At 72.5% G+C, this 24815-nt stretch carries 22 protein-coding genes; 12 read left to right on the top strand and 10 right to left on the bottom strand.

Annotation, left to right across the window (positions count from 1 at the left end; all coding sequences use genetic code 11):
• Window positions 1–8: 8 nt before the first annotated feature.
• Together DEJ49_RS15595 and DEJ49_RS15590 are read right to left on the bottom strand one after the other, a co-directional pair.
• Entirely contained in the window at window positions 9–1295 is a 1287-nt protein-coding gene (locus DEJ49_RS15595) for a zf-HC2 domain-containing protein (RefSeq protein WP_150184683.1), read from the bottom strand.
• Window positions 1292–1891 (bottom strand): sigma-70 family RNA polymerase sigma factor, encoded by a 600-nt coding sequence (locus DEJ49_RS15590; protein WP_150184682.1) that lies wholly within the window; start codon window positions 1889–1891, stop codon window positions 1292–1294. The genes DEJ49_RS15595 and DEJ49_RS15590 overlap by 4 nt, the downstream gene beginning before the upstream one ends.
• Window positions 1892–2207: 316 nt before the next feature.
• On the opposite strand from DEJ49_RS15590, the gene DEJ49_RS15585 reads away from it, so the two are divergent.
• Entirely contained in the window at window positions 2208–2582 is a 375-nt protein-coding gene (locus DEJ49_RS15585; RefSeq protein WP_150169152.1) for an STAS domain-containing protein, read from the top strand.
• 95 nt (window positions 2583–2677) lie between these two features.
• Entirely contained in the window at window positions 2678–3190 is a 513-nt protein-coding gene (locus DEJ49_RS15580) for an EF-hand domain-containing protein (RefSeq protein WP_150184681.1), read from the top strand.
• Here the strand turns inward: DEJ49_RS15580 and DEJ49_RS15575 are convergent.
• Complete coding sequence (locus DEJ49_RS15575) at window positions 3174–4754, bottom strand: class I adenylate-forming enzyme family protein (RefSeq protein ID WP_150188262.1); 1581 nt, start codon at window positions 4752–4754, stop codon at window positions 3174–3176. The genes DEJ49_RS15580 and DEJ49_RS15575 overlap by 17 nt on opposite strands.
• A gap of 178 nt (window positions 4755–4932) precedes the next feature.
• Here DEJ49_RS15575 and DEJ49_RS15570 point away from each other — a divergent pair, with 178 nt between their 5' ends.
• The 3 genes from DEJ49_RS15570 to DEJ49_RS36395 all read left to right on the top strand — a co-directional run bounded on the left by DEJ49_RS15570 (window position 4933) and on the right by DEJ49_RS36395 (window position 8003).
• Window positions 4933–6075 carry an acyl-CoA dehydrogenase family protein gene (locus tag DEJ49_RS15570; RefSeq protein WP_150184680.1) on the top strand — a complete coding sequence of 381 codons (1143 nt, stop codon included), beginning with the start codon at window positions 4933–4935 and terminating at the stop codon, window positions 6073–6075.
• Between the two features lie 8 nt (window positions 6076–6083).
• Window positions 6084–6935 (top strand): acyl-CoA dehydrogenase family protein, encoded by an 852-nt coding sequence (locus tag DEJ49_RS15565; protein ID WP_150184679.1) that lies wholly within the window; start codon window positions 6084–6086, stop codon window positions 6933–6935.
• 441 nt (window positions 6936–7376) lie between these two features.
• Window positions 7377–8003 carry an ATP-binding protein gene (locus DEJ49_RS36395; protein WP_223832853.1) on the top strand — a complete coding sequence of 209 codons (627 nt, stop codon included), beginning with the start codon at window positions 7377–7379 and terminating at the stop codon, window positions 8001–8003.
• A gap of 332 nt (window positions 8004–8335) precedes the next feature.
• Here DEJ49_RS36395 and DEJ49_RS15550 read toward each other — a convergent pair whose 3' ends face one another.
• Entirely contained in the window at window positions 8336–9292 is a 957-nt protein-coding gene (locus DEJ49_RS15550) for a cyclase family protein (RefSeq protein WP_150184678.1), read from the bottom strand.
• 89 nt (window positions 9293–9381) lie between these two features.
• Here DEJ49_RS15550 and DEJ49_RS15545 point away from each other — a divergent pair, with 89 nt between their 5' ends.
• From DEJ49_RS15545 to DEJ49_RS15530, 4 genes are all read left to right on the top strand, one after another.
• On the top strand, window positions 9382–10293 hold the full coding sequence (locus DEJ49_RS15545) for an SDR family NAD(P)-dependent oxidoreductase (protein ID WP_150184677.1): 912 nt from the start codon (window positions 9382–9384) through the stop codon (window positions 10291–10293).
• 44 nt (window positions 10294–10337) lie between these two features.
• Window positions 10338–11663 carry an acyl-CoA dehydrogenase family protein gene (locus DEJ49_RS15540; protein WP_150184676.1) on the top strand — a complete coding sequence of 442 codons (1326 nt, stop codon included), beginning with the start codon at window positions 10338–10340 and terminating at the stop codon, window positions 11661–11663.
• Window positions 11664–11673: 10 nt separating this feature from the next.
• Window positions 11674–12723: an alcohol dehydrogenase catalytic domain-containing protein gene (locus DEJ49_RS15535; protein WP_150184675.1), complete on the top strand. Its 1050-nt coding sequence runs from the start codon at window positions 11674–11676 to the stop codon at window positions 12721–12723.
• A gap of 84 nt (window positions 12724–12807) precedes the next feature.
• Window positions 12808–14043, top strand: coding sequence for an MFS transporter (locus DEJ49_RS15530; protein ID WP_150184674.1), 1236 nt, complete (start codon window positions 12808–12810; stop codon window positions 14041–14043).
• Here the strand turns inward: DEJ49_RS15530 and DEJ49_RS15525 are convergent.
• Window positions 13987–15003 carry a GlxA family transcriptional regulator gene (locus DEJ49_RS15525; RefSeq protein WP_150184673.1) on the bottom strand — a complete coding sequence of 339 codons (1017 nt, stop codon included), beginning with the start codon at window positions 15001–15003 and terminating at the stop codon, window positions 13987–13989. The genes DEJ49_RS15530 and DEJ49_RS15525 overlap by 57 nt on opposite strands.
• An 82-nt stretch (window positions 15004–15085) precedes the next feature.
• On the opposite strand from DEJ49_RS15525, the gene DEJ49_RS15520 reads away from it, so the two are divergent.
• Window positions 15086–16423 carry an MFS transporter gene (locus DEJ49_RS15520; RefSeq protein WP_411757163.1) on the top strand — a complete coding sequence of 446 codons (1338 nt, stop codon included), beginning with the start codon at window positions 15086–15088 and terminating at the stop codon, window positions 16421–16423.
• On the opposite strand, the gene DEJ49_RS15515 is transcribed toward DEJ49_RS15520, so the two are convergent.
• The 4 genes from DEJ49_RS15515 to DEJ49_RS15500 form a co-directional block, all read right to left on the bottom strand.
• On the bottom strand, window positions 16413–17024 hold the full coding sequence (locus DEJ49_RS15515; RefSeq protein WP_223832852.1) for a flavin reductase family protein: 612 nt from the start codon (window positions 17022–17024) through the stop codon (window positions 16413–16415). The two genes, DEJ49_RS15520 and DEJ49_RS15515, sit on opposite strands and share 11 nt — an antisense overlap.
• A 77-nt stretch (window positions 17025–17101) precedes the next feature.
• Window positions 17102–17962, bottom strand: a complete 861-nt coding sequence (locus tag DEJ49_RS15510) for an enoyl-CoA hydratase/isomerase family protein (protein WP_150184672.1) — start codon at window positions 17960–17962, stop codon at window positions 17102–17104.
• Between the two features lie 295 nt (window positions 17963–18257).
• The gene (locus DEJ49_RS15505) at window positions 18258–20483 is read right to left on the bottom strand and encodes an acetate--CoA ligase family protein (RefSeq protein WP_150184671.1); all 2226 of its coding nucleotides are present in this window, start codon (window positions 20481–20483) and stop codon (window positions 18258–18260) included.
• A gap of 333 nt (window positions 20484–20816) precedes the next feature.
• On the bottom strand, window positions 20817–22004 hold the full coding sequence (locus DEJ49_RS15500; RefSeq protein ID WP_150184670.1) for a flavin-containing monooxygenase: 1188 nt from the start codon (window positions 22002–22004) through the stop codon (window positions 20817–20819).
• Between the two features lie 241 nt (window positions 22005–22245).
• Here DEJ49_RS15500 and DEJ49_RS15495 point away from each other — a divergent pair, with 241 nt between their 5' ends.
• Window positions 22246–22677, top strand: coding sequence for a Zn-ribbon domain-containing OB-fold protein (locus DEJ49_RS15495; RefSeq protein WP_150184669.1), 432 nt, complete (start codon window positions 22246–22248; stop codon window positions 22675–22677).
• Between the two features lie 549 nt (window positions 22678–23226).
• Window positions 23227–24147, top strand: coding sequence for a GNAT family N-acetyltransferase (locus DEJ49_RS15490; protein ID WP_150184668.1), 921 nt, complete (start codon window positions 23227–23229; stop codon window positions 24145–24147).
• Here DEJ49_RS15490 and DEJ49_RS15485 read toward each other — a convergent pair.
• On the bottom strand, window positions 24125–24811 hold the full coding sequence (locus tag DEJ49_RS15485) for a pyridoxal 5'-phosphate synthase (protein ID WP_150184667.1): 687 nt from the start codon (window positions 24809–24811) through the stop codon (window positions 24125–24127). The two genes, DEJ49_RS15490 and DEJ49_RS15485, sit on opposite strands and share 23 nt — an antisense overlap.
• Between the last annotated feature and the right edge of the window lie 4 nt (window positions 24812–24815).

Here is a 24815-nt window from a genome sequence, read left to right as displayed (position 1 = left end):
CCCGGGCTTCACATCCGGCTCAGCGACGCCGCCGCGAACAGTACGTCGCGGATCGCCTCGCGGTCGCCGTCCTGGCCCGCGGCCGCCTCCTCCGGCGACACGTGGCCCGCGGCGAGCCGGCAGAACTCGACGCCGTCCAGCGCCACGTGCGCCACCTCGTGCTCCCGCGAGCCGGTGGCCGCGGGGGAGTCGAGCGGGATGAGCCACTCGCCGCCGCCGAGCCCCTCGATCTCCAGGCGCAGGCTGCGGCCCGGCGCGCCCGCCGCGACCAGGCGGCGCGGCGGGGTGGCGAGCCCGGAGCGGCGGCGCTCGGCGAGCGTGCCGGGGAGCAGCCGCGCGGCGAGGTCGATCATGCGGTGGAGGTGCCGGGGCGCGGGCGGTGCGTACGGGTAGTCGACCGCGTGGGCGATGTCACCCGCGTGGATCCAGCACTCGAAGGCGCGGTCCACCATCGAGTCCCGCAGCGGCAGCTCGACGGCCTGCTGCTGTTCGGACCCGGGTCCGTCGGCGCCCGGGACGGGCACCGTTCCGTACGGCACCGGGAGGCGGCCCGAGCCACCGCCCGCGAAGGACACGGTGCGGATCAGTTCGTGCGTCTGCTCGCGCCACGGGGTGCGCACCGCGCGGGTGGGCGGGAAGTGCGACGCCCGCCAGTGCGCCTCCGTGCGGTGGGCGGGGTCCCGCGGGACTCTGACCTCGGTGCCGAGCGGGTCGTCGAGGCCGAGGGCGAGCCCGACCATGCCGTCGACCGCCAGCAGGTGCGAGATGACTCCGGCGACGGTCGTCTTCCTGCTGACCGGCCCTTCGTCGTCGAACCAGCGCAGGCGCACCGGCGCGTGCCACTCCGCGTCGTACGGAACGGCCCACTCCGGCACCGGGATGCGTGGCGGGCGGCGGCCGAGGCAGCTCTCCAGGACGCGGGTGCGCAGACCGGGGTCGAGGTCGAGGCTCTCCTCGGGGTGGAGCAGGCCGACGGCGTCGCGCAGCCGGAGCGCTTCCTCCGCGCACGGGCCGCAGTCGCCCAGGTGCTCCTCGACGGCGGTGGCCTCCTCCGCGGAGCAGGCGGCGAGCGCCCAGGCGCCGAGCAGGGATTTCAGGACGCGGTGCTCCAGGACGAGCGGCTCGGGTGCCGGTGGCGGGTCGGGCAGGGCGTTTCCGGTGTCCTCGACGGAGGCGCGCGGCAGCGGTATGCGCGGCGCGGTGCCGTCCGCGTGGTCCGAGCGGTCCGAGGGGCCGGCGTGCCGGTGGCGGTCGGGCCGCTCTTCGTGCGGCCCGGGGCGGTCGGTCCCGGTCACAGCGTGGCTCCGGGGCCGGGCGACGTGTCGTGGGTGCGGTCGGCGGCGGGCGTGGCGCCGGTGTCGTTGGCCGTGGAGAGGAGCTGCAGGCCGAGGCGGAGTCTACGGCGGGCCTCGTCCTCGGTGACGCCGAGGTCGGCGGCGGTCTGGCGGTAGTCGCGGCGCTGGAAGTAGGCCAGTTCGAGGGCGGCGCGCAGCGGGGTGGGCATGGCCGTCACGATGTAGTCCGCGCGGGCGGCCGCCGAGGCGCGGCGGACCTTGCGCTCCAGGTCCTCCGTGGTGCCCTCGCCGCCGCGGGCGAGCGCGGCGGACTCGGTCTGGCGGAGCCGGTGGACGGCGCGCTGGTGGGTGAGGGTGGCGATCCAGGAGCGGAGCGGGCCCTGTCGCGGGTCGTACGCGTCGGGGTTCTCCCAGACGTGGCCGAAGACTTCGCGGGTGATGCGGTCGGCGGCGCTCTCGTCGCCGAGGACGCGGTGGGCCAGGCCGTGCACGAGCGAGGCGAATCTGTCGTACAACTCGCCCAGCGCGGCGGCCTCCCCGTGCGCGAGCCGCTGCTGCATGCGGCGGTCCCAGCGCCGCGGCGCGTCCTTCGGCATGCGGCCCCCTCGTGCGCTTGCCCCGTGCTGCTTCTGCTGCCTGCCTGCTTGTGCTGCCTACTCGAACGGTACTTCGGGTTTCCGCCCTTCCTCGAATGTAGTCGGCGCCGCTGACAACGCACTCCTGTTTGCGGCAAAGCGCGCACTTCGCCGGAGGCCGGATGATATTGACGGTGGCCTGCTGGTGTTTCATGGGAGGCAGGTGGGGCAGCTGAAGCAGAACGAAACGTAAGGACTGCTTCCGGATCACTCTGCGACCACTCCGCAATCACTCCGCGGGCGCGGAGCAGGCAACGGCGAGCGAGAGGCGTGGCGCGTGACGCTCAAGGTGACCGTGGGCGAGCAGGAGGGCTGGGCCGTGCTGTGCGTTTCCGGCGAGATGGACCTGCTGACCTCGCCCGTCCTGCGTCAGCGCGTGCACGACGCTGTCGCCGACGGCCGCCGCCGCATCGTCCTCGACCTCTCCGAAGTGCTGTTCTGCGACTCCAGCGGCGTCGGCGTGCTGATCGCCACGCGCCGCCTCATCCGCTCCTTCCAGGGCAGGCTGCGGCTGATACTGCCCGCGAAGGGCGCCGAGGACGGCTCCCACGTCAACCGCGTCCTCGCGGCGCTGGGCGTACGCCGCCTCTTCGAGGTCTTCCCCGACGTCCCCGCGGCCCTGGACGACGGCGCGACCCCACTCTCCGCGTAGGGCTCCGGCCGACCGGCGTCAGCACGTACGCTCACAGCCGGGGGAACAGCCCCTGAACACGTACCCAACCGCGGAAGTGAGGCGGCCCGAGAATCATGGACAGTGCCGAGTACGAGCGTAGGATCGCGGCCCGGTTCGCCACCTTCGACCAGGATGGCAACGGCTACATCTCCCGTGAGGACTTCAGCACGGCGGCAGCCGCCCTGTGCGCGGAGTTCGACGCCACGGCGCGGTCCGAGAAGGGGCAGGCCCTCTACATCGGTGCCGAGGCGTTCTGGCAGGGCATGGCGGGGATCGCGGACCGTGACGGCGACCAGCGCATCACCCGCGACGAGTTCGTGGGCGGCGCGGTGAAGCGGCTGCGCGACAACCCCGAGCGGTTCGCGGAGATCGCGCGGCCGTTCCTGCACGCCGCGATCGGCGTCGCGGGCGCCCGCGCGGACGGCACGGTGGCCCCGGCCGAGGCCGGGCGCGCGCTGAGGGCGCTGGGCGTGCCCGAGGACGTCGCGAGCGCGGTGGCCGCCGCTCTGGACGCGGACGGCGACGGCCGCGTCTCGGAGCAGGAGGTCGTCTCGGCCTTCGCGCAGTACTTCACCGTTCCCGAGTAGCGGAGAAGCGCTCCCTCAGCTTGTACTTGAGGACCTTGCGCAGCGTCTCGTTGCGGGGAAGCGCCTCGACCAGCTCCAGCTGTTCCGGCAGCTTGTAGGTGGAGAGGCCTTCCCCGCGCAGGTACGAGGTGACGGCCTCCAGCGTCAACGTGCCGGTGCCCGCGCGCTGTTCGACGACCGCGCAGACGCGCTCCCCGCGTTCGGCGTCGGGCAGGCCGATCACGGCCGCCTCGCCGACGGCCGGGTGCCGGTGGAGCAGATCCTCGATCTCCTTCGCGGAGATGTTCTCCCCCTTGCGGATGATGATGTCCTTCGCCCGTCCGGTGAGGACGAGATGGCCGCTCTTCCTGAGGTGGCCGAGGTCTCCGGTGATCAGGAACCCGTCGGCGTCGAAGACGTCCGCGCTCTGCGCCGGGTCCAGATAGCCCCGGCACACGGCTTCCCCGCGCAGCCGCACCTCGCCGTCCGTGTCGGGCGGCAGCTCGTTGCCGTCCGCGTCCGTGATGCGGATCTCCATGCCCTCGGGGGGCAGCCCTTCCGTCGTCGCGAGATTCTCCGCGGTGTCGTCGGGGGCGCCCATCGTGATCATCGGCACCTCCGTCATGCCGTACCCATGCGTCAGTTGGCAGCCCATCTCGCGCACCACCGCGTGGTAGACCTCAGGCGGCTTGGGCGCCCCGCCGCCCGCGAGGAGGCGCAGCGTGGGGATGACCTTCTGCCCTTCGGGCAGTTGGCGCTGCTCGGTGAGGAACATCGAGTAGAACGCGGTCGAGCCGCCCGCCACGGTCACGCCGTGCCGCCGGTAGCCGTCGAGTGACGCGGGGAGCGCGAAGTGCTCGAACATGACGGCGGGGAAGCCGTAGAGCAGCAGCATCACGGTGTAGTCGGGGCCCGCGATGTGGGCGAAGGGGAACGCCATCGACCCGACGTCCGACTCCTTCAGGTGCAGGGCGTGGGCCAGGCACGAGCCGCCCGCGATCAGCGAACGGTCGGTGTGCAGGACGCCCTTGGGGTCGGAGGTGGTCCCCGAGGTCCAGTAGATCCAGCGCACCGCGGTGCCGTCGGAGGGCGGCGGGGGCAGTACGGCGGGGTCGGCCTCGGGCAGCGACGCGTACGCCTCGAAGACCTCGACCGCGCGCTCACCCCCCGCGGTGAGCCTGTGGGCCATCTCCGTGTGGTCGAAACCGCGCCAGACGCCCGGTACGGCGAAGAACTCCGCCTTGGACTCCCGGAGCGCGTAGCCGACTTCGCGGTCCCGCAGGAAGGGGATCAGGGGCGACTGGACGGCGCCTATGCGGGCCAGCGCGAAGGACAGCAGGGCGGTCTCGATGCGGGTGGGCAGCTGCCAGGCGACGACCGTGCCGGGCCGTACGCCCCTCTCGTAGAGCCCGGCGGCGACGCGCTCGGCGCGGTCCCGCAGTTCACCGAAGGTGAGCGTGCGGTCCCCGGAGGGCTCGGCGGTGGCCTGCACGAGGACGGGCCTGTCGGGGGTGAGGTCGGCGCGGCGGGCGATCAGTTCCCAGAGGGTGCGGGACTCGCCCAGCGCGTACGCGGTCTCGTTCACCGAGGTCCTCATGCGATCCCCTCCCGGCCCCACACCGTGAACTGACGAAGCGTCAGATGGTGCCGAGAGCGTAAGCCCCGCCGCCTTGTCGGTCCAGGGGTGCGGGGCTAGCCTGCCGCCTGACGGCCCATCAGGTCAGCCGTCGGTCGTGGCACCCGAGGCCGGAGGGACGTACCGCATGGACCTCACGTACACCGACGAGGAGGAAGCCTTCCGGGCCGGGCTGCGCGACTGGCTCTCGCTCGTGCTGCCCGAACTCCCCGCGAAGCCCTCACCCCAGGACTGGCCGGGACGGCGCGCCTACGACACCGCGTGGCAGCGCCTCCTGTACGACGCGGGCTACGGAGAGGTCCACTGGGACGCCTCGCCCACGCAGCGCCTCATCTTCCTGGAGGAGACGGAAAAGGCGGGCGCCCCCTACGTAGGGGCCAATTTCGTGGGCCTGCTCCACGCGGGCCCGACCATCGCCTCCGAGGGCACGCCGGAACAGCGGGATCGCTGGCTGCCGCCCGTCCTGCGCGGCGACGAGGTGTGGTGCCAGGGCTTCAGCGAACCCGACGCCGGATCCGACCTCGCGTCGCTGCGCACGCGCGCGTGGCGGGACGGCGACCACTACGTGGTGAGCGGCTCCAAGATCTGGACCTCTCACGCGGAGGTCGCCGACTGGTGCGAGCTCCTGGTGCGCACGACGCCGGTCAGCGAGTCCGTGCCGAAGCACCGCGGCATCACCTGGCTCGCGATGCCGATGGACGCCCCCGGCATCACCGTGCGGCCGCTGCGCACGCTCGCGGGCTCCACGGAGTTCGCCGAGATGTTCCTCGACGACGTGCGCGTCCCGGTGGCGAACCGGGTCGGCGAGGAGAACGACGGCTGGCGCGTGACGATGGTGACCCTCTCGTACGAGCGGGGCACCGCCTTCGTGGGCGAGGTGGTGGCCTGCCGGCGCGTCCTCGGCGAGCTGGCCCGCGAGGCCCGCGACAACGGCCGCTGGGACGACCCGGCGCTGCGGCGCAGGCTCGGGCGGCTGAACGCCGAGTTCTCGGCGCTGTGGCGGCTCACGCAGTGGAACGTGAGCGAGGCGCAGCGCACCGGCGGCGTCCCCGGGGTCGGCGGCTCCGTCTTCAAGCTGCGCTACTCGCACGCTCGACAGGAGCTGTACGACGCCGCCGCCGAGGTGCTCGGCACGGGCGCCCTCGACCTCGCCCACGAGTGGACGCTCGACCGCCTCTCCTCGCTCTCGTACACGATCGCCGCGGGCACCTCGCAGATCCAGCAGAACATCGTAGCCGAGCGCATCCTCGGCCTCCCGAAGGGCCGGTGAGGGTCCGTATGGATTTCCAACTCGACGACGACCAGCAGGCGTTGAAGGCCGGGATGAGGCGGCTCCTGGAGGGCCGGTTCTCGCTGCGGGACGCCACGGACCGGATCGACCGCGCGCTCTGGCGCGAGCTGGGGGACGCCGGCTTCTTCTCCCTGGCCCTGCCCGAGGCGGAGGGCGGCGTCGGACTGGGGCTGCCGGAGGCCGTGTTGGTCTTCGAGGAGGCGGGCCGGGTCCTGCTGCCCGGGCCCGCCGTGGCGACGTTCCTGGCGGCGGGCGACGTACCGGGCGCGGCGACGGGAGAGGCCGTGGTGACCGCCGTCGACGGCGCGCTGGTGCCGTGGCTGGAGGAGGCGGACGTGGTCCAGGGCGACACGTCCGGAGCCGTCCCCCTCCGTTCCGTCGACCCGCTGACGCCGCTGCACCGCGTCCCCGACGCGGGCGGCCTCGACCGCGGCGCGCTCCTCTACGCGGCGGAACAGCTCGGCAGCGCCGCACACACCTGCGAGACGGCCGTCCAATACGCACGGCAGCGGGAGCAGTTCGGGCGTCCGATCGGCGCGTTCCAGGCGGTGAAGCACCTCTGCGCACAGATGCTCGTACGCGCCGAGCTCGCCCGCGGCGCCGTGTACGCGGCCGCCGTCACCGGGGACCGCCTGGAGGTGTCCGCCGCCAAGCTGCTGGCCGACGACGCGGCCGTCCGCAACGCGCGGGACTGCCTCCAGGTGCACGGCGGGATGGGTTTCACCTGGGAGTCGGAGGTCCACCTGCACCTCAAGCGGGCCTGGGTGCGGGCCGAGCTCGGACGGTCGGCGCGGGCCGCGGAGGAGGAGCTCGCCGAGGCGCTCACGGAGGCGCCCTGAGAAATTGGTCTGTCCGATATCGAGTAATTTGTCTGTTGTTTCGCGGCTTCGAGGCCTCCGGACGGGGACTACTCAGCGTCGATATCGGGTTGTGTCCTACGCGTGACTCGTCACGGCACGGAGTCGGTGTCCGGCTCGGGTACCTTGTGTGAGATGCGAGTGGTCCTGAGGCCGAACCATGCCGGTGTTGCCCATGTGGTGGCGCCGGACGCGGCGATGCGCACCGCTCGCAGCGCAGGGCGGGGCACGGCCCCCGCCTGTTCGACCCCCCGCGGTGCGCGTCGCACAGTATGCAGTACGCGTACTCCTTCGCGCTGGAATATGCCCGAAGCGCTTGTTGGGGTGACTGAACGTCAATCATGCTGTCTCCCAAGGGGATCACGTTCGGTGACCCTGTGGAGTCGCGAGGCGATGTGTCCGCCGGTTCGGATGGTGTGAGCGGTGCAGGTGCTTCAAGTTCAGCTGGAGGTCGGGGCCGACCCCGCGGAGGTGGGGCGGGCCAGACGATGGGCGCGGTCCAGGCTCGCGGGCTCCGGGATAGAGGCCGATGAGCCGGTCGCCGAGACGCTGATCCTGCTGATCTCGGAACTCGTCACCAACGCCGTTGTGCACACCGGCTGTCCGGCCGTGCTGCGCATGCTGCTCCCGCGCGTCCTCGCCGACGCGCCGGGGACGGTCAGGGTCGAGGTGGCCGACCGGAGCGCCCGTCCGCCCGCCCAGCGGCACGCGGACGGCGACGACACCAACGGCCGCGGCCTGGAGCTGGTCGACGGGCTCGCCGACCGCTGGGGCTGGCAGCCCGAGGGTGCGGGCAAGAGCATCTGGTGCGAGGTCGACCGGTGCGAGCCCGGCGTCGCGGCGGTGGAGTTCGAGGGCACGACGCATGACGGGCAGGCGTACGACGCCCAGGCCTGCGAGCGGGCCTGGGCTCCGTCGGCCCACGGGCCGATGGCGTGCGACGTGACGACACCCCTCGGGGTGACCGCGTGCGACGGGGCCGCGTACGAGAGGGCGGTCCGCAGCCGGGTCGCCTTCGGGGACGTGGACAGCGTCTACGAAGCGGTGTGACGTCGGTGGAGTTCCCCGCGTCAGGGTCGAGAGCCCGCGTGCGCCGTCCTGTGCTGCTGTGCGCGCTCCCGTGCGCTGGTGGGGCAAAAGGGGCGTAGTTCATTAATCCCCGACACGGTGTTGACGTGGCGTGTCCGATTGATCACGCTTGTGGGCAGCGATTCGCCGTGAGGGGACGTCGAGGGCCGGCCGCCGCAGTGCCGCGGGTCCTTGGCGCAATGTGAGTCGCCCTTTCAAAGCCGGACGGCGGCGTGCGCGGAGGCGTACTGGGGGCGACATCCGACGCGCCGCCTTCCGCGGTTCCGGTCTTTCGCGTCTCGCGATTCCGGACGTCACAGAACGGCGACCGGCGCCACCGGGGTGCCCGTACCGCCGGTGAACGGTTCCGGCATCGCGCACAGCAGGAACGTGTAGCGGGAAACTTCTGCACAGGCTGTGGACAAGTTTTCCAGATTCCAGTTCTGGCCCTGGATCATTCCCATCTCGACGAGGTGGAGCGCGTGCACGGGCAGCCACAGGTTCTCGATCTCCGGCGGGAAGATCTCGAAGGTCAGCGTGTCGTTCGCGACCGCGGCGACGTCCCGCGCGTGGAACCACTCGGGCGTACGGATCGAGAGGCCGGGGGACGGGTAACCGTACGCGTGTTTGTCGCCCGCCAGATAGACCTGCATCTGGCCCGTGCGCACCAGCGCGATGTCGCCCGCGCGGACCGTGACACGCCCGAACTCCGCTGCCTCGTCGAGGTCTTCGGGCGTGACGGCGTGGTCGCCCGGCAGCCGGTCGAGCCCCTTGGCGCGGGCCACGTCCAGGAGGACGCCGCGCGAGACGATGTGGCGGGCCTTGTCGATGCCGCTGAAGCGTGCGCCCTCGTGGGCCGTGATGGTGTCCGCGGGGCGGCCGTTGTAGATCTTCCCCGAGTGTGACGCGTGCGTGAGGGCGTCCCAGTGGGTCGCCGTCTGCAGCCCCATCGTCACGGCGTCGTCGCTGGTGGCGACCGTGCCGGGCCCGAAGAGCTCCTGGTTGATCTGCACCATGGTGTGCAGGGGGTTCACGCGCCCCGGGATCAGCCCGGTCTGCACGCCGTCCTCCTTCAGCGGCAGCGCGAGCGGGACGCGGCGGCCGGTGCGGACCTCGGCGGACGCGGCGCGCACGACGTCGTCGGTGATGAGGTTGAGGGTTCCGATCTCGTCCCCGGTCCCCCAACGGCCCCAGTTCGAGACGCGCTTGGCGATGTCGTGGAACTCGGGCGGGAGCGAGGCGGCTGGGGGTGTCGCGTCGGGCGCTGGCATGGGCTGGTGCCTCCGCGGGGGTTGTCTTCCGGTATCTGGCGGGTCATAAAATCTAACGGTCCGTCAGAAACCTCGGGAAGGGGCCGGACGTGGGGAACTTCTTGGCAGGCAAGGTGGTCGCCGTGACCGGCGCGGGACGCGGCATCGGCAGGGCCGTCGCGCTCGCCGCGGCGGCCGAGGGGGCGAAGGTCGTCGTCAACGACTACGGCGTCTCCATGGAGGGCGCCGAGCCGGCCAGTGAGATAGCGGACGCCGTCGTCAAGGAGATCCACGCCGCGGGCGGCGAGGCCGTCGCCGTCGCGGACGACATCTCGACGATGGCGGGCGGACAGCGCGTCGTCGACGTCGCGCTCGCCGAGTACGGGCGTGTGGACGGGGTCGTGTGCGTCGCCGGGATCCTGCGCGAGCGGATGCTGTTCAACATGTCCGAGGAGGAGTGGGACCCCGTGGTCGCCACGCACCTCAAGGGCACGTTCACGGTGTTCCGTGCGGCGTCCGCGGTGATGCGCAAGCAGGGCTCCGGCACGCTGATCGGCTTCACCAGCGGCAACCACCAGGGCTCGGTCGCGCAGGCCAACTACAGCGCGGCGAAGGGCGGGATCATCTCGCTGGTGCGGAGTGCGGCGCTGGGGCTGCACAAGTACGGGGTGACCGCGAACGCGGTGGCGCCCGTCGCCCGTACGCGGATGTCGGCGAACGTGCCGATGGAGCTCAAGGAGATCGGCGAGCCGGAGGATGTCGCCGCGCTCGTCACGTACCTGCTCAGCGACCGGGCGCGCGAGGAGAACATCACCGGCCAGGTCTACACGATCGCCGGCCCCAAGATCGCGGTCTGGGCACAGCCGCGCGAGCTGCGTGCGGGGTACGCGGAGGGGGCCTGGACCCCCGAGAAGATCGCGGACTTCCTGCCCGGGACGGTCGGCACCGACCCGATGCCGTTGCTGGCGCAGCTGGAGGCGATGGCGAAGGCGGCGGCGGGGAGGGAGCGGCCGAACGCGTAGGGGAGTGGGGGAGTGGGTGGGGCAGGCCGATTGGGGGGGGGCTGATGGAGTTCGGGTTCGGGGTCGAGGACGAGGCGTTCCGCGCGGAGGCGCGCGCGTGGCTCGCGGAGCACCTCACCGGGGAGTTCGCCGCCGCGGTGGGGAGGGGCGGGCCCGGGAGCGAGCACGAGGGGGGTGCGCTGCGGCGGGCGTGGGAGCGGGAGTTGGGGCGTGGGGGGTGGATCGGGCTCGGGTGGGATGTGGGGGCGGGCTCGGGTGCGGGGTCGGACTCCGGTGCGGGTGCGGGGTCGGGTGCGGGTGTGAATGCCGGTGTCGATGCCGGTGCCGGTGTCGGTGTGTACGGGAATCGGCGGGCCACGTTGACCCAGCAGGTGGTCTGGGCCGAGGAGTACGCGCGCGTGCGGGCGCCCGGACGGTACGGGCACATCGGCGAGAACCTGCTCGCGCCCACGCTCCTCGCGTACGGGAGCCGGGAGCAGCGGGACGAGTTCCTGCCGCCCATCGCGCGCGGCGAGACGCTGTGGTGCCAGGGGTACAGCGAGCCCGGGGCCGGGTCGGATCTCGCGGGGGTGCGGACGCGGGCCGAGCGGGACGGGGCGGGCGACTTCCGGGTGACCGGGCAGAAGATCTGGACATCGTTGGCGCATGAGGCGGACTGGTGTTTTGTGCTGGCGCGGACGGGGAGCGGCGACGGGGCGCGGCCCCATGAGGGGTTGTCGTTTCTGCTCGTTCCCATGGATCAGCCGGGGCGGATCGAGGTCCGGCCCATTCGGCAGCTGACCGGGACCAGTGAGTTCAACGAGGTCTTCTTCGACGGTGCACGCGCGCGTGCGGCCCATGTGGTGGGCGGCGTCGGCAACGGCTGGCGGGTCGCCATGGGGCTCCTCGGCTTCGAGCGGGGCGTGTCCACGCTGGTGCAGCAGATCGGCTTCGCGGAGGAGCTGGCGGCGGTCGTACGGGAGGCCGTGACGGGCGGGGCGGTCGACGACCCGGTGGTGCGGGATCGGCTGGTGCGGCAGTGGGGGGAGCTGCGGGTGATGCGGTGGAACGCGTTGCGGACGTTGGGGAGTGCGGGGGTGGGGGCGGGCGCGGGTGGCGGCTCGGTTGTCGGCGCGCCCAGTGTGGCCAAGTTGCTGTGGGGGCGGTGGCATCAGCGGCTCGGGGAGCTGGCGATGGCCGTGCGGGGGGCGTCGGCGGCGGTCGGGCCGGAGGACTGGCGTGCGGACGCGCCGTACGAACTCGACGCGCTGCAAAGGCTGTTCCTGTTCAGTCGCGCCGACACCGTGTACGGCGGCTCGGACGAAGTGCAGCGGAACATCATCGCCGAGCGGGTGCTCGGTCTGCCGAGAGAGGCCAGGGGGCCTCGGTGAGGGGTACGGGATGAGGGGCGTTGTCTTCGACGGGGCGCGGGTCGAGGTCGTCGACGACCTGGAGATACGTGATCCGGGGCCGGGCGAGGTGCTGGTCGCGGTGGCGGCGGCCGGGCTGTGCCACAGCGATCTGTCGGTGATCGACGGGACCATTCCGTTTCCGCCGCCGGTGGTGCTGGGGCACGAGGGCGCGGGGGTCGTCGAGGCGGTGGGGGCGGGGGTCGTGCATGTGGCGCCGGGGGATCACGTGGCGCTGTCCACGATCGCGAACTGTGGCGCGTGCGGGGAGTGCCATCGGGGGCGGCCGACCATGTGCCGGAAGGCGATCGGGACGCCGGACCAGCCGTTCACACGGGGCGGCAAGCCGGTGTACCAGTTCGCGGCGAACTCGTCCTTCGCGGAGCGCACGATCGTGAAGGGCGTGCAGGCGGTGCGGATCCCGGACGACATTCCGCTGACGTCCGCGGCGCTGATCGGGTGCGCCGTGGTGACGGGGGTGGGCGCGGCGCTGAACCGGGCGAAGGTCGACCGGGGGGACTCGGTGGTGGTGATCGGTACGGGTGGGATCGGGCTCAATGTGTTGCAGGGGGCGCGGATCGCGGGGGCACGGGTGATCGTCGCGGTCGACGCGAATCCGGAGAAGGAAGCGGCGGCGAGGCGCTTCGGGGCGACGCACTTCTTCGGGTCGACGGACGGGGTGCGGGAGGTGCTGCCTCAGGGGGCGGACCACGCATTCGAGTGCGTGGGACGGGTGGAGTTGGTACGGGAAGCGGTGGATCTCCTGGACCGGCACGGGCAGGCGGTGCTGCTGGGGATGCCGGGGGCGACGGCTGAGGCGTCGTTCGTGGTGGCGTCGATGTTCTTGGACAAGTCGATTCTGGGGTGCCGGTACGGGAGTTCGCGGCCGCAGCGTGATTTCGCGCTGTACGCGGACCTGTACCGGGAGGGGCGCTTGCTCCTGGACGAGCTGGTGACGGCGACGTATCCGGTGGAGGACTTCGAGGTGGCGGTGGGGGACGCGGAGGCGGGGAGGGTGGCGCGGGGGGTTCTGACGTTCTGAGAGCCGGGTCCTGGGGGGTCCCTCCGCCCTCTCCGCGCGGAAAAGCGGGGGCATCCCGGGTGGGTGGGTCGGTAGGTTCGTGGGGTGGGGTATTCGGCGGTCAGGTCGTGGGGCGTGGTGCGGTGGGGGGTCGTCGCCGTGGGGGCGCGGATGCCCGTCGCGGGTGCGCCGCTCGCGTTGGTGTTTCTTGTTCGGGAGCGGCCCGGTGGGTATGTCCTCGGGGCCGCGCTGGCCGCCGCGTACGTCGTGGGGGAGATCGTCGGCGCGCCCGTGCTGGGGATGCGGATCCGGGCGGAGCGGGCCCGCGCCGAGATGGCCGTGGGGCTGGGGGTCGGCGGGCTCGCCTTCGCGGGGCTCGGCGTACTGCACGGCGCCCACCCCCTCGCCCTCGGAGCCTGCGCCTTCGTCGCCGGCGCCGCCCCCGCCGCCGCCCCGGGCGCCCTGCGCACCCTGCTGACGAGCATCGTGCCGGAGGCGGCCGCCGCCCAGGCGCTGGCCGTCGAGTCGATGCTGACGTTCGCCATCTGGGCGGTCGCGCCCGCCGCCGTCACGGGGCTCGCCCTCGGCGTGTCCCCGGTGCTGCCCCTGCTCCTGGCCGGTCTCCTGATGGTCGGCTCCGTCGCGGGGCTCTGGATGCTGCCCGCCGGATGGCGCGCGGACGCCGACGACCGCGGCGGTGAGTCCATGGTGCGGATCCTCGCCCGTGCCTGGCCCCTGTTCGTGACGGGCGCGGCGAGCCTGTCGATGCTGGCGCTCGCCGAACTCGTGTTGCCCGCCCTGCTGGAGCAGCGCGGCATCGACGTCGGCTGGGCGGGTCCGCTGCTGGTGGCGCTCGCCGTCGGATCGGCGGTCGGATCGTTCGTGTACGGGCTGCGGCGCTGGCCGGGGCGGCTGCGTACACAGAGCATGGTGTTGATGTTCGGCGTCTCGGGGTGTCTCGCCCTCGTCGCCCTCCTGCCCGGCGTGCCCTGGCTGTTCGTCGCGCTCGCGGTCGCCGGCGTGCTGCAGGCCGGCGTGATGCTGACCAGGAACCTGGCGCTGCGCGAGGCGCTGCCGCCCAGCGCGCTCGCCGCGGGCTACTCGGTGATGTACGCGGCCGTCGGCGCCGGTTACGCCGCCAGCGGGTCCCTCGCCGGTGGCCTGCTCAGCGTCGTGTCGCCGTCCACGGCGATCCTGGCGGGCGTCGGACTGGGGATCGTCCTCACGCTGGTGGGGGTGGCGGGGGAAGTGAAGCCTGCCGCAGCGGTGGAGGACGACACCGGGTCAGTGGGCGGGGGCCGCGCGGAACGTTCGGCGGTAGGCCGTCGGCGTGACCCCTAGCGCCGCCTGAAGGTGCTGCCGCATCGACTGCGCCGTCCCGAAGCCCGCGTCCGCCGCCACCTGGTCGACGGAGAGGTCCGTCGACTCGAGGAGGTGCCGCGCCCGCTCCACGCGCTGCTGCGTCAGCCACTGACCGGGACTGACGCCGACCTCCTCACGGAACCGCCGCGTGAACGTGCGGACCGACATCGACTCCTGTGCCGCCATGTCGCGCAGCTGCAGCGGCCGGTCGAGGCGGCCGAGCGCCCACGCGCGTGCCGTGCGCGTCGTGGCCAGCTGCGGTTCGGGCACCGGGCGGTGGATGTACTGGGCCTGCCCGCCGTCCCGGTGCGGCGGTACGACGGTACGGCGGGCCACTTCGTTGGCGACGGCGGTGCCGTGGTCGCGGCGTACGACATGCAGACACAGGTCGATGCCCGCGGCCACGCCCGCCGACGTGAGGACGTCGCCGTCATCGATGAACAGCACGTCCGCGTCGACCTCGACGCGCGGGAAGAGCTGCTGGAAATGGTCGGCGGACGACCAGTGCGTGGTGGCGGGGCGGCCGTCCAGGAGGCCGGCGGCGGCCAGGATGTACCCGCCCGTGCAGATGGCCATCAAGCGGGTGCCCGGCCTGATGTGGGCGAGGGCGGCGGTCAGTTCGGCGGTGAGGCGGCCCTCCTCGTACACCGGGCCCAGCTCGTACGACGCCGGGATCACAACCGTGTCGGCCAGGGCCAGCGCCTCGGGTCCGTGCTCGACGACGATCGCGAAGTCGGCGTCCGTGCGGACGGGGCCCGGCGGACGGACCGAGCAGGTCACCACCTCGTACAACCGTCGCCCCTCCGGCGTGCGCGCCCCCTTGAAGATGCGCTGCGGGATGCCCAGTTCGAAGGGGATCACGCCGTCCAGGGCGAGGACGACGACGCGGTGGCGCCGGACGGGGGCGGGTGCGGGTGTGGTGGCGGCTGTGTCGGCCATGGCCCGATCCTAGCGAATGCTGTCCCTCGGGCCACTCGTTCCGGTGGGGCCGATTTTCGATCCTTGTGACGTGACTCATGACGTGACCCAGACAACCGAGACGCCCGCGCGGGATGCCGGGCACGGCAGCTCCACCCCGCAGGGCGCGCCCAAGCGCCGTACGGCCCGTATCCACCGCGCCTGGTTCGTCGCCGCCGTCACCTTCGTGACGATCATCGGCGCCGCCGCCTTCCGTTCGCTGCCCGGACTCCTCTTCGACCCGCTGAAGGAGGACTTCGGCTGGTCGCGCGGCACCGTGGGCCTCGCCGTCTCCGTCAACCTCGCGCTGTACGGTCTGACCGCGCCGTTCGCCGCCGCGCTCATGGACCGTTTCGGCATCCGCAAGGTCGTCGCGGTCGCGCTGGTCGTGATCGCCTTCGGCTCCGGGCTCACCGTGTGGATGAACTCCGCGTGGCAGCTGCTGCTGTGCTGGGGGCTGCTCGTCGGGCTCGGGTCGGGTTCGATGGCGCTCGCCTTCGCGGCCACCGTCACCAACCGGTGGTTCACCGAGCGGCGCGGGCTCGTCAGCGGCATCCTCACCGCGGCGTCCGCGTCAGGTCAGTTGATCTTCCTGCCGCTGCTCTCCTGGATCGTGGAGACGTACGAGTGGCGGCCCGCCGCCGTGACGGTCGCGCTCGCCGCCCTCGCGGTCGTGCCCTTCGTCTGGCTGCTGCTGCGGGACCATCCGGCCGATGTCGGCCTGAAGCCGTATGGGGCGGAGGAGTTCGTGCCGAAGCCGGCGCCCGTCCCGGGTGCGGCCCGGCGCGCCGTCACCGTGCTGCTCAAGGCCGTCCGCACCGGGCCCTTCTGGCTGCTCGCCGGGTCCTTCGCCATCTGCGGCGCCTCGACGAACGGGCTCATCCAGACGCACTTCGTGCCCGCGGCCCACGACCACGGCATGGGCGTGCGGGCCGCCGCGTCCCTGCTCGCCGTCATCGGGATCTTCGACATCGTCGGGACCGTCGCGTCGGGCTGGTTCACCGACCGCTTCGACTCGCGGCGCCTGCTCGCCGTGTACTACGCGCTGCGCGGCGTCTCCCTGCTCTTCCTGCCGATGCTGCTCGCGCCGGACGTACGGCCGCCGATGATCTTCTTCATCGTCTTCTACGGCCTGGACTGGGTCGCCACCGTCCCGCCCACCCTGGCGCTCTGCCGCGAGCAGTACGGCGACGACAGCGCGATCGTCTTCGGCTGGGTGCTCGCCTCGCACCAGGTGGGCGCGGGTCTCGTCGCGTTCCTCGGCGGTGTTGCGCGGGACGTCTTCGGCTCGTACGACGTGATCTGGTACGCCTCCGGGGCGCTGTGCGCGGCGGCGGCGCTGATGGTGCTTGTGATCCGGCGGGCCCGGACGGTACCGGTGGCGGCCGCCGTCAGCGGGTGAAGCGGCCGAACGTCCCCCGGTGGAAGAGGAGCGGGTCGGCGTCCTCCGCGGTCGCGCCGAGGGCGTCCACGCGGCCGACGACGATGAGGTGGTCGCCACCGGGGTGCACGGCCTGGATCGTGCAGTCGACCCAGGCGGGCGCCCCGGCGAGGCGCGGCGATCCGGAGACCGGCGCCGCGTCGTACGCCACCCCGGCGAACTTGTCGGCGCCGCTCACCGCGAAGCCGCGGCACAGGTCGCCCTGGTCGGCGCCGAGGATGTTGACGCAGAAGACGCCCGCGCGCGCGATGCGCGGCCACGTCGTCGACGTACGCGCCACCATGAAGGAGACCAGGGGCGGGTCCAGGGAGAGCGAGGCGAAGGACTGGCAGGCGAAGCCCGCGGGCCCGCCGTCCTCGTCGGCCGGAGAAGTGATCACGGTGACGCCCGTCGCGAAGTTGCCGAGCACACGCCGGAACTCGCCCCTGTCGAGCGGCGCCCGCTCGTCGTCACCGACCGCCCGCAGCTGAGGGCGCGGTAGAGCCTCGACGGGCGCCGTCGTGAAGGCCCCGACCGACCTGAGGTATCGAACAGCGGTGGCCGCCATCCCTGCGTGTCCCATCACATCGTTCATTGAAGCTGACGGGCCGTCAGATGGGAAGGGCCTGGCCGAAACGCCGTGGCGTCTTCCGCGCGGCGTCAGCGGCCCCGGTACGTGGGTGTGCGGCGTTCCACGAAGCTCGCCACGCCTTCCCTCGCGTCCGCCGTCGTCATGTTGATCTCCTGTGCGGCGGCCTCCGCGGCGAAGGCCGCCGCCCTGTCCGTCTCCAAGGACGCGTTGACCAGCTGCTTCGTCAGGGCGAGGGCGCGGGTCGGCCCGGCCGCGAGACGTTCCGCCCACTCCCGTGCCGTCTTCTCCAGCTCATCGGCCAGTACGACGCGGTTGACGAGGCCCATGCGTTCCGCGTCGGCGGCCGACACCGCGTCGCCGAAGAACATCAGCTCCTTGGCCCGCTGCGGCCCGATCAGCCGAGGCAGCAGATACGCGCCGCCGCCGTCCGGCACGAGACCGCGGCGCACGAACACCTCGATGAACCGTGCGTGTTCGGCGGCGATGACCAGGTCGCAGGCGAACGCGAGGTGCGCGCCGATGCCCGCCGCGGTGCCGTTCACCGCGGCGATCACCGGCTTCTCGCAGTCGAGGACCGCCGATACGAGCCGCTGGGCGCCCTGCTTGATGGTGCGGGCGACGTCACCGGGCACGCGCTCGGCGGTGACGGGGGCGCCGCGCAGGTCGGCGCCCGCGCAGAATCCCTTGCCGGTCGCGGTGATCACCACGGTCCGCACGCCGGGGTCGCCGGAGGCGTCGCCGAGCAACGCGATGACGCGTTCGCGCTGGTCCCAGGTGAGGGCGTTCATGGCTTCGGGGCGGTCGAGCGTGATCCACGAGACGCCGTTGTCAGTGCTGTGCCGTATCAATGAGTCGAGGGGGTGCTCGCGGGGGGCGGGTGCGGTGGCGGACGTGGGGTCGGGTGTGGATTCGGGGGAGGCGGCGGTCATGGGGGAAGGGCTCCGGTCTGTGCGGGGGCGGGTGTGGGCGTGGGTGCGGACGCGGGGAGTCCGGGTCCGTGCCTGGGCCGGGCGGATGCGTGGAGCGCGGGCCCGCACCCGGTTCCGGCCGTCGTGCGAGGCATGGGCCCGGGGGCGGGCGTGGGTCGGTGAAGGCGGACCGGCGGCGGCGTCCGGCGTGGGTGGGCGGGTGTGGGTCGACGGAGGCGGGGCGGCGGCAGCGTCCGGCGAGGGCGGGCCGGTGGTGGGCGGTGGTTGTGGGGCGGAGCCAGGCGGTCGGCGTGGGCTAGCGGCAGACCGCGAGGGCGTCGAGGGCCACCGCTCCCTGGCCCCGCGGCAGCACCATCAGCGGATTGATGTCCAACTCCGCGATGTCGTCGCCGAGTTCCAGGGCCATGCGCTGCACCCGCAGCACGACCTCGACGAGCGCGTCGAGGTCCGCGGGCGCCGCGCCCCTGACCCCGTCGAGCAGCGCCCGCCCGCGCAGCTCCGACAGCATCGCCTTCGCCTGGTCCTCACCGAAGGGCGGCACCCGCACGGCCGCGTCCCGCAGCACCTCCACGAGTACGCCGCCGAGCCCGACCGTCACCGTCGGTCCGAACAGCGGATCGTGCGTGACGCCGACGACCATCTCGACGCCCCGCTCGACCATCTGGCAGACGAGGATGCCGTCGAGGTCGACGCCTTCGTAGCGGGCGATGTCCGTGAGCTCGCGGTAGGCGTCCCGCACCTGGCTCGCCGAGGTCAGGCCGATCTTCACAAGCCCCAGCTCGGTCTTGTGCGCGAGCTGCGCCCCCGACGCCTTCATGACGACGGGGTAGCCGACGAGTCCGGCCGCCCTGACGGCCGCCGCCGCGCTGGTCACCAGCTGTTCGCGCGGCACCCTGATCCCGTACGCGCGCAGCAGCTGCTTCGCCGCGTGCTCGCTGAGCTGCTGGCCCGGCCGCATCAGGGCCTGGGCCTTGCGGAAGGACGGGGAAGGCGTGCGCGGCGCCTCGTCGAAGGGGGAGCGGTAGTGGGCCGTGAAGCGGTGGTGGTCCAGATGGGCGCGCACCGCCGTGATGCAGTTGGCGAAGGTGCGGAAGGTCGCGACGCGCGAGGAGCCGAGGAGCGTCGTGCGGTACGCGTCCTCGGTGCCGACCGGCGAGCCCCACACCACGCACACCAGTTTGTCCGTCTGCTCCGCCGCGTCCACCAGGTCCTGCGCGAGCTTGTCGCTCATGGGAGGAAAGGGGCCGGTGATGGGGCAGATCAGCACCCCCACCTCCGGGTCGTCCAGGATCGCGTCGATGATCTTCCGGCCGCGCCAGTCGCCGACGGGGTGCCCGCCGTTGTCGACGGGGTTGGCGACGTTCAGGTACTCGGGTATCCACTGGTGGAGCTCCGCCTGCTTGGCGGCGGAGAGTGTGGGCAGGGAGAGGCCGGCCTCGGCCGCCAGGTCCGAGAAGTGCGCGCCCGTGCCGCCCGAGATCGAATACACGACGACGCCGTCCGCCTTCGGCTTGCGGGCCCGCGCGAGGCAGGCGGCGGTGTCCTGCAGCTCGTCGAGCCCGTCGACGCGGATCACGCCGAACTGCCGCATCGCCGCGTCCACCACGGTGTCGGCGCCGGTCAGTTTGCCGGTGTGTGAGGCGGCCATGCGGGCGCCGGTCTCGGTGCGGCCGACCTTCACGGCGACGACGGGCACCCCGCGCCGGGCCGCCCGGTCGGCGGCGAGCAGGAAGGCGCGGCCGTCCTTGAGGCCCTCGACGTAGCAGGCGATGGCGCCGACCTCGGGGCGCTCGGCGAAGTAGGAGATGAAATCGGCGGTCTCCAGGTCGGCTTCGTTGCCGGTGGGCGCCCAGTGCGAGAGGCGCACGCCGAGCTCCTGCATGGTGAAGACGGGGCGTCCCTGGTGGCCGGACTGGGTGATGAGCGCGATGGCGGGTCCTTCGAGGTCCTCGCGGAACTCCTCGAAGGCGTTGAGGTTGGTGTTGGGTCCGAGCAGCCTGAGGCCGGAGCGCTGGACGGCGGCCGCGAGCCGTTCCTGGGCGGCCGCGCCCTCCTCGCCGGTCTCGGCGAACCCGGAGGCGAAGGCGACGGCGAACCGTACCTTCTCCTCGGCGAGCTGCTCGATGACGGGGAGCGGGTCGGCGACGAGGAGGACGGCCAGGTCGACCTGTTCGGGCAGGTCGGCGACGGAAGGGAAGCAGGTGAGGCCGAAGACCGACCGTCGGGTGGGGTGCACGGGGTGCAGACGCGCGCCGACGCGTTCGGCCCAGGCGATGAGCTGCCGCGTGATGCCGGTGTTGGGGCGCCCCTCGGCGTCCGACGCGCCGACGACGGCGACGGAGGCGGGGCGGAAGAAGCGGTCGAGGTCGGGTACGCCGGAGTACAGCGGCCGGCCGCTGACGTCCAGGTCGTCCGCCGTGACGGCTCTGCCGTGGACGGCGTTGGGAGGGAGTTCGCCGCAGGCCACGACATGGGCGCGGCGGGGGTCGGTGGTGAAGGTGCCGTGAGTCGATCCAAGCATCGGTCCGCCCGCTCCTGTGTGACAGCACTACCTGAGGCTCCAACTGACGCATAGTCAGATTACTGAACTGACGCTGCGTCAGGAATGGTGCTGCACGTAAAGGCTGGCCCGGGGGCGACGGGCAGGGCGGGGTAGGCGTACTCGTGTGCTCGTGTGCTCGCGTGCCCCGTCCACGGAAGCGCAGAATCCGCCTGGTGCCAAGGTCGCGAACCGGCCGCGGGCCCCGTTGGTGGCGGGGTGCTTGGGGGGGGCTTGGGGGGGGGCTTGGGGGGCGGGGGGTGCTTCTCGGGTGCGGGCCGGGTTGGGCTGGGCGCGCAGTTCCCCGCGCCCCTGTCAGGCGCCCTTCGGGCGGCCTTCCCCGGGTCGGTGGGCTATCGCCTTCGCTATCTTCTCGGCGTCGCGGGACAGTTCGCGGAGCATGCCGCTGATGGGGTTGGTGAAGCCGGTGAAGTACAGGCCGGGGGAGTGCTTCGGGGTGCGGCGGCCGTGGCAGGTCGGGCGGCCGCGGGTGTCGAGGATGCCGAGGTCGCCGACGAGGCCTTCGAGGGCGCGCCGGTAGCCGGTCGCCGCGATGACGGCGTCCGGGGCGATCCTCGTGCCGTCGGCGAGGGCGACCTTGCCGTCCTCGAACGACTCGACGGCCGCGACCGGCTCGACCCGCCCCTTGCGGACGGCATCGATCAGACCGACGTCCTGCACCGGGATCGAGCCCTGCCTGGCGCGTGAGTACAGGCCGGTGTCGGGGCGGGGCAGTCCCCGGGAGGTCAGGTCGGGTACGCCGACGCGGGCGAGGGGCCGGGCGAGGCTGTCCACGAGGGCGACCGGCAGTCTGCGGCACAGGATGCCGGTGCGCTGGGCGGGCCAGCCCAGTGTGGAGCGGCGCACGATGTGCGGGGCGGTGCGCACCGCGAGACGGACCCGGGAGGCGCCGCCCTCGGCGAGGTCGACGGCGATCTCGGCGCCGGTGTTGCCGACGCCGACGACGAGGACGTCCTTGCCGGTGTAGGGGTGGGCGTTGCGGTAGTCGGCGGCGTGCAGGAGTTCGCCGGTGTAGGTGTCGCGGCCGGGCCAGTCCGGGAGGTGGGGGGTGTGGTTGTAGCCGGTGGCGATGACCACCGCGCTGCCCAGGAGTTCGCGGCCGCCGGTGGCGCGCAGGAGCCAGCCGGTGCCGTCGTCGGCGCGTTCCAGGCCGGTCACCTCGACGCCGGTGACGACGTCGAGCTGGTGGTGCTCGGCGTACTTCTCCAGGTAGCGGATCACGTTGTCGCGCGACACCCAGCGGCCGAACGACCGGGGGATGGGGAGTCCCGGCAGGGCGGAGAGGCGGCGCGTCGTGTGCAGGTGCAGGCGGTCGTAGTGGCCGCGCCAGGAGGCGCCGACGTGGTCGGCCTTCTCCAGGACGACCGCGCGGACGCCGCGTGCGCGCAGCGCAGCCGCGGCGGCGAGACCGCCGGGCCCGCCACCGATGACGTACACGGGGCGGTCCTGCGCGAGCGTAAGCGGAGGGGTCGAGTCGGCCATGACTGGAGAGTAACCGCGTGATTACTTGATGGGTGACGGTCAAGTCCGAAAGCGATTGCGAATTGATCACGGATGTGGGGGGAGGTGTGGGGCGCGCGTGCGGGGCGGTGTGCGGCTCTTGCGTACTTGGTGGCACGTACGCTGAACTGACGTACCGTCAGAACACGTGCGTCGGCGGCCGGATGGCGCCGGGTGCGGCTTTGGCCGGTTCTCTTTCCCCCTCCGCGATGGGACTCCTCATATGGGTACGCGCTTCGATCTTCCTGAAGTCGACGCCTTCACCCGGCCCTACTGGGACGCGGCCGCGGAGGGGCGGTTGCTGATCCGCCGCTGCGGGGCGTGCGGGGCGGCCCACCACTATCCGCGCGAGTTCTGCCCGCACTGCTGGAGCGAGGACGTCTCCTGGGAGCGGGCGAGCGGGCGGGCCACGCTGTACACGTGGTCGGTGGTGCACCGGAACGACCTGCCGCCCTTCGGGGAGCGCGTGCCGTATGTCGCCGCGGTCGTCGACCTCGCCGAGGGGCCTCGCATGATGACGGAGGTCGTCGACTGCGAGGCGGGGGCGCTGCGAATCGGGATGCCGCTGGGCGTGATGTTCCGGGAGGAAGCGGGCGGGGTGGCGATCCCGGTGTTCCAGCCGGTGGGCGAGGGCGAGGGCGAGGGTGTGAGCTGAGTGTCCGGTCGCGTCTCGCCGACCGGGCCGTACGTCCCGCGCCCGTTGTGTTCTTCCCGGTCCCGTGAGAGGGCCGTTGGCCTCCGGGCCCGGCATGACTGTGTCCGGGATACATGTCGCATTATGTCGCCTAGCGGGCATTATGATCATTCCGCTGGCTGCCCGTGCGAGATGGGCGGCTTCTACAGCGGCGCGTCCGCGCGTCTTGAGTTACCACAGGAAGAAAACACATGAGGTTCAGAGCGACCGCTGGTAAGGCTGCGCGCGGCTGGCGGCCCGTTGTCGTCACCTTTGTTGTCGCGTCGATTGTTACTTTGGCATTCGGGCCCAGTCGACTTCCGTGGGAGAAGGGCTCCGGCGAGTCGCGCGTCGTGAAGTGTGAGAGTCAGACTTCGTGCAGCCACTGGTAGAGATCCGTCTCACCTGAAGCTTGAGGGGCATTTCTCTGGGAAGTGCCCCTTTTGCGTGCCTCGTGAACGCGGAGCGTTCGTAGAGAGACCCCCCGCTAATTCGGAGGCGGTCGCGCGGGGCTTCGCGAGAGCATGGTCCATGACTTCAGAGAATCCTCCCGCCTCCTCCCGGACACCGGTGCCCGCGGTGTCCCCGGGCTGGCGGCTGACCGGTGATCTCGACCTGTTCCTCGATCGTGGCCGTGTGTTCCTGCACTCCGAGCCCGCCCTGCACACCGTGCTGCTCAGTGTCACGGAGACCCTGAGGGAGCGTGGGCTTCGGGTGTATGGCGACGGGGTGCCCCTCTTCGGTACGTATGCCGATGCCGACGGCACCGTCCGCGGGGCCTTCTTGCGGACCCCTCCGCACCGCGTGTCCGTCAGTCCCGTTGTCCCCGGGGCCGCCGAAGTCCTCGCCCGGCAGCTCGCCGAGGCCCACCCGGACCTTCCCGGCGTCGCCTCCGAGCGCGCCACGGCGGAGGCATTCGCCGAGGCCTGGGCGAAGCGCACCGGGGCATCCGTCGCCCTCGGCACGCGCCAGCGGCTCTACCGGCTCGGCACCCTCACCCCGCCCGAGCCCGCCCCGCCCGGCCGCGCTCGCGTCGCCACGGCGGCGGACCGGGACCTGCTGGCGCGCTGGTACGAGGAGTTCGGCCGGGCCGCCGGTGAACGCCCCGCGATGGCGCCGCACGCGTGGGCCGACTCCCGTATCGCCTACGGAGGCGTCATCCTCTGGGAGACGCCCGACGGCACCCCCGTCGCCATGGCCGGCGCCACCCGGCGAGTGGCGGGACAGGTCCGCGTCGCCCCCGTCTACACCCCCGCCGACCTGCGCGGCCGCGGATACGGAGGCGCCGCCACCGCCGCCGTGACCCGTGCCGCGCTCGACGCCGGCGCGGCGGAGGTCCTGCTCTTCACGGACCTGGCCAACCCGACGAGCAACCGCCTCTACCAGCGCCTCGGCTACCGACCGGTCGGAGACTTCGCCCAGTGGGACTTCACGGCCACAGCAACTCCTTGACCCAGCCGTCGCCGCTCTTCCGGTACCGCAGCCGTACGTGACGGCGTTGGGCGTCGCCCTGGAAGAACTCCGCCTCCACGGGGTCCAGGACGTACAGCGTCCACGTCGGCGCGTCCGCGTCCGGCTCCGCCCGCGCGCGCTCCCAGGCGGCGGCGGATGACCGCTCCAACTCCCCGTACGAGGGGAGGATCTCGCTCTGCCGCCCCACCAGCGCCGCCGCCAGCGCGCCGGTCGACCGGGCGTGCAGGTCGGCGAGGCTCTCGGCGTGCGGTGCCGTCGTGACCCGGCCCCTGACCCGGATCTGTCGGCCCTGAGCCGCCCAGTAGAAGTGCAGGGCGGCCTCCGGGCGGGCCGCGAGCTGGCGGCCCTTCGTGCTGCTCGCGTGCGTGGCGAAGTGCCAGCCGTGCCCGTCCGCGTCGTGCAGCATCACGGTCCGTACGTCGGGACCGCCGTCCTCCGCGACCGTCGCCAGCTGCATGGTGTGCGGCTCGGGCTGCCCGGCGGCCACCGCCTCCGCGAACCACGCGTGGAAGAGGGGCAGCGGCTCGGCCGGGGCGAGCGCCGGGTCGCGTGCCGCGTCGAAGGCGGGGAGCTCGGTGTCCCAGACCTTCTGCGACCGGAGCAGCGTACGGAAGGTGTCCTGCTGGGGCGCGGGTGAAGTCATGCGT

Origin of the sequence: Streptomyces venezuelae, assembly GCF_008642335.1 — a bacterium.
Classification (GTDB): Bacteria; Actinomycetota; Actinomycetes; order Streptomycetales; family Streptomycetaceae; genus Streptomyces; species Streptomyces venezuelae_F.
Note: the sequence above shows the minus strand (reverse complement) of the source record. Positions and strands in the feature narration are given on the sequence as shown.

Excerpts from the sequence above, each read along its gene's own strand:
- DEJ49_RS15590 (WP_150184682.1), bottom strand. The coding sequence starts at position 1,891 with ATGCCGAAGGACGCGCCGCGGCGCTGGGACCGCCGCATGCAGCAGCGG.
- DEJ49_RS15580 (WP_150184681.1), top strand. The coding sequence starts at position 2,678 with ATGGACAGTGCCGAGTACGAGCGTAGGATCGCGGCCCGGTTCGCCACC.
- DEJ49_RS15570 (WP_150184680.1), top strand. The coding sequence starts at position 4,933 with ATGGACCTCACGTACACCGACGAGGAGGAAGCCTTCCGGGCCGGGCTG.
- DEJ49_RS15565 (WP_150184679.1), top strand. The coding sequence starts at position 6,084 with ATGGATTTCCAACTCGACGACGACCAGCAGGCGTTGAAGGCCGGGATG.
- DEJ49_RS15550 (WP_150184678.1), bottom strand. The coding sequence starts at position 9,292 with ATGCCAGCGCCCGACGCGACACCCCCAGCCGCCTCGCTCCCGCCCGAG.
- DEJ49_RS15540 (WP_150184676.1), top strand. The coding sequence starts at position 10,338 with ATGGAGTTCGGGTTCGGGGTCGAGGACGAGGCGTTCCGCGCGGAGGCG.
- DEJ49_RS15535 (WP_150184675.1), top strand. The coding sequence starts at position 11,674 with ATGAGGGGCGTTGTCTTCGACGGGGCGCGGGTCGAGGTCGTCGACGAC.
- DEJ49_RS15525 (WP_150184673.1), bottom strand. The coding sequence starts at position 15,003 with ATGGCCGACACAGCCGCCACCACACCCGCACCCGCCCCCGTCCGGCGC.
- DEJ49_RS15515 (WP_223832852.1), bottom strand. The coding sequence starts at position 17,024 with ATGGGACACGCAGGGATGGCGGCCACCGCTGTTCGATACCTCAGGTCG.
- DEJ49_RS15510 (WP_150184672.1), bottom strand. The coding sequence starts at position 17,962 with ATGACCGCCGCCTCCCCCGAATCCACACCCGACCCCACGTCCGCCACC.
- DEJ49_RS15505 (WP_150184671.1), bottom strand. The coding sequence starts at position 20,483 with ATGCTTGGATCGACTCACGGCACCTTCACCACCGACCCCCGCCGCGCC.
- DEJ49_RS15500 (WP_150184670.1), bottom strand. The coding sequence starts at position 22,004 with ATGGCCGACTCGACCCCTCCGCTTACGCTCGCGCAGGACCGCCCCGTG.
- DEJ49_RS15495 (WP_150184669.1), top strand. The coding sequence starts at position 22,246 with ATGGGTACGCGCTTCGATCTTCCTGAAGTCGACGCCTTCACCCGGCCC.
- DEJ49_RS15490 (WP_150184668.1), top strand. The coding sequence starts at position 23,227 with ATGACTTCAGAGAATCCTCCCGCCTCCTCCCGGACACCGGTGCCCGCG.
- DEJ49_RS15485 (WP_150184667.1), bottom strand. The coding sequence starts at position 24,811 with ATGACTTCACCCGCGCCCCAGCAGGACACCTTCCGTACGCTGCTCCGG.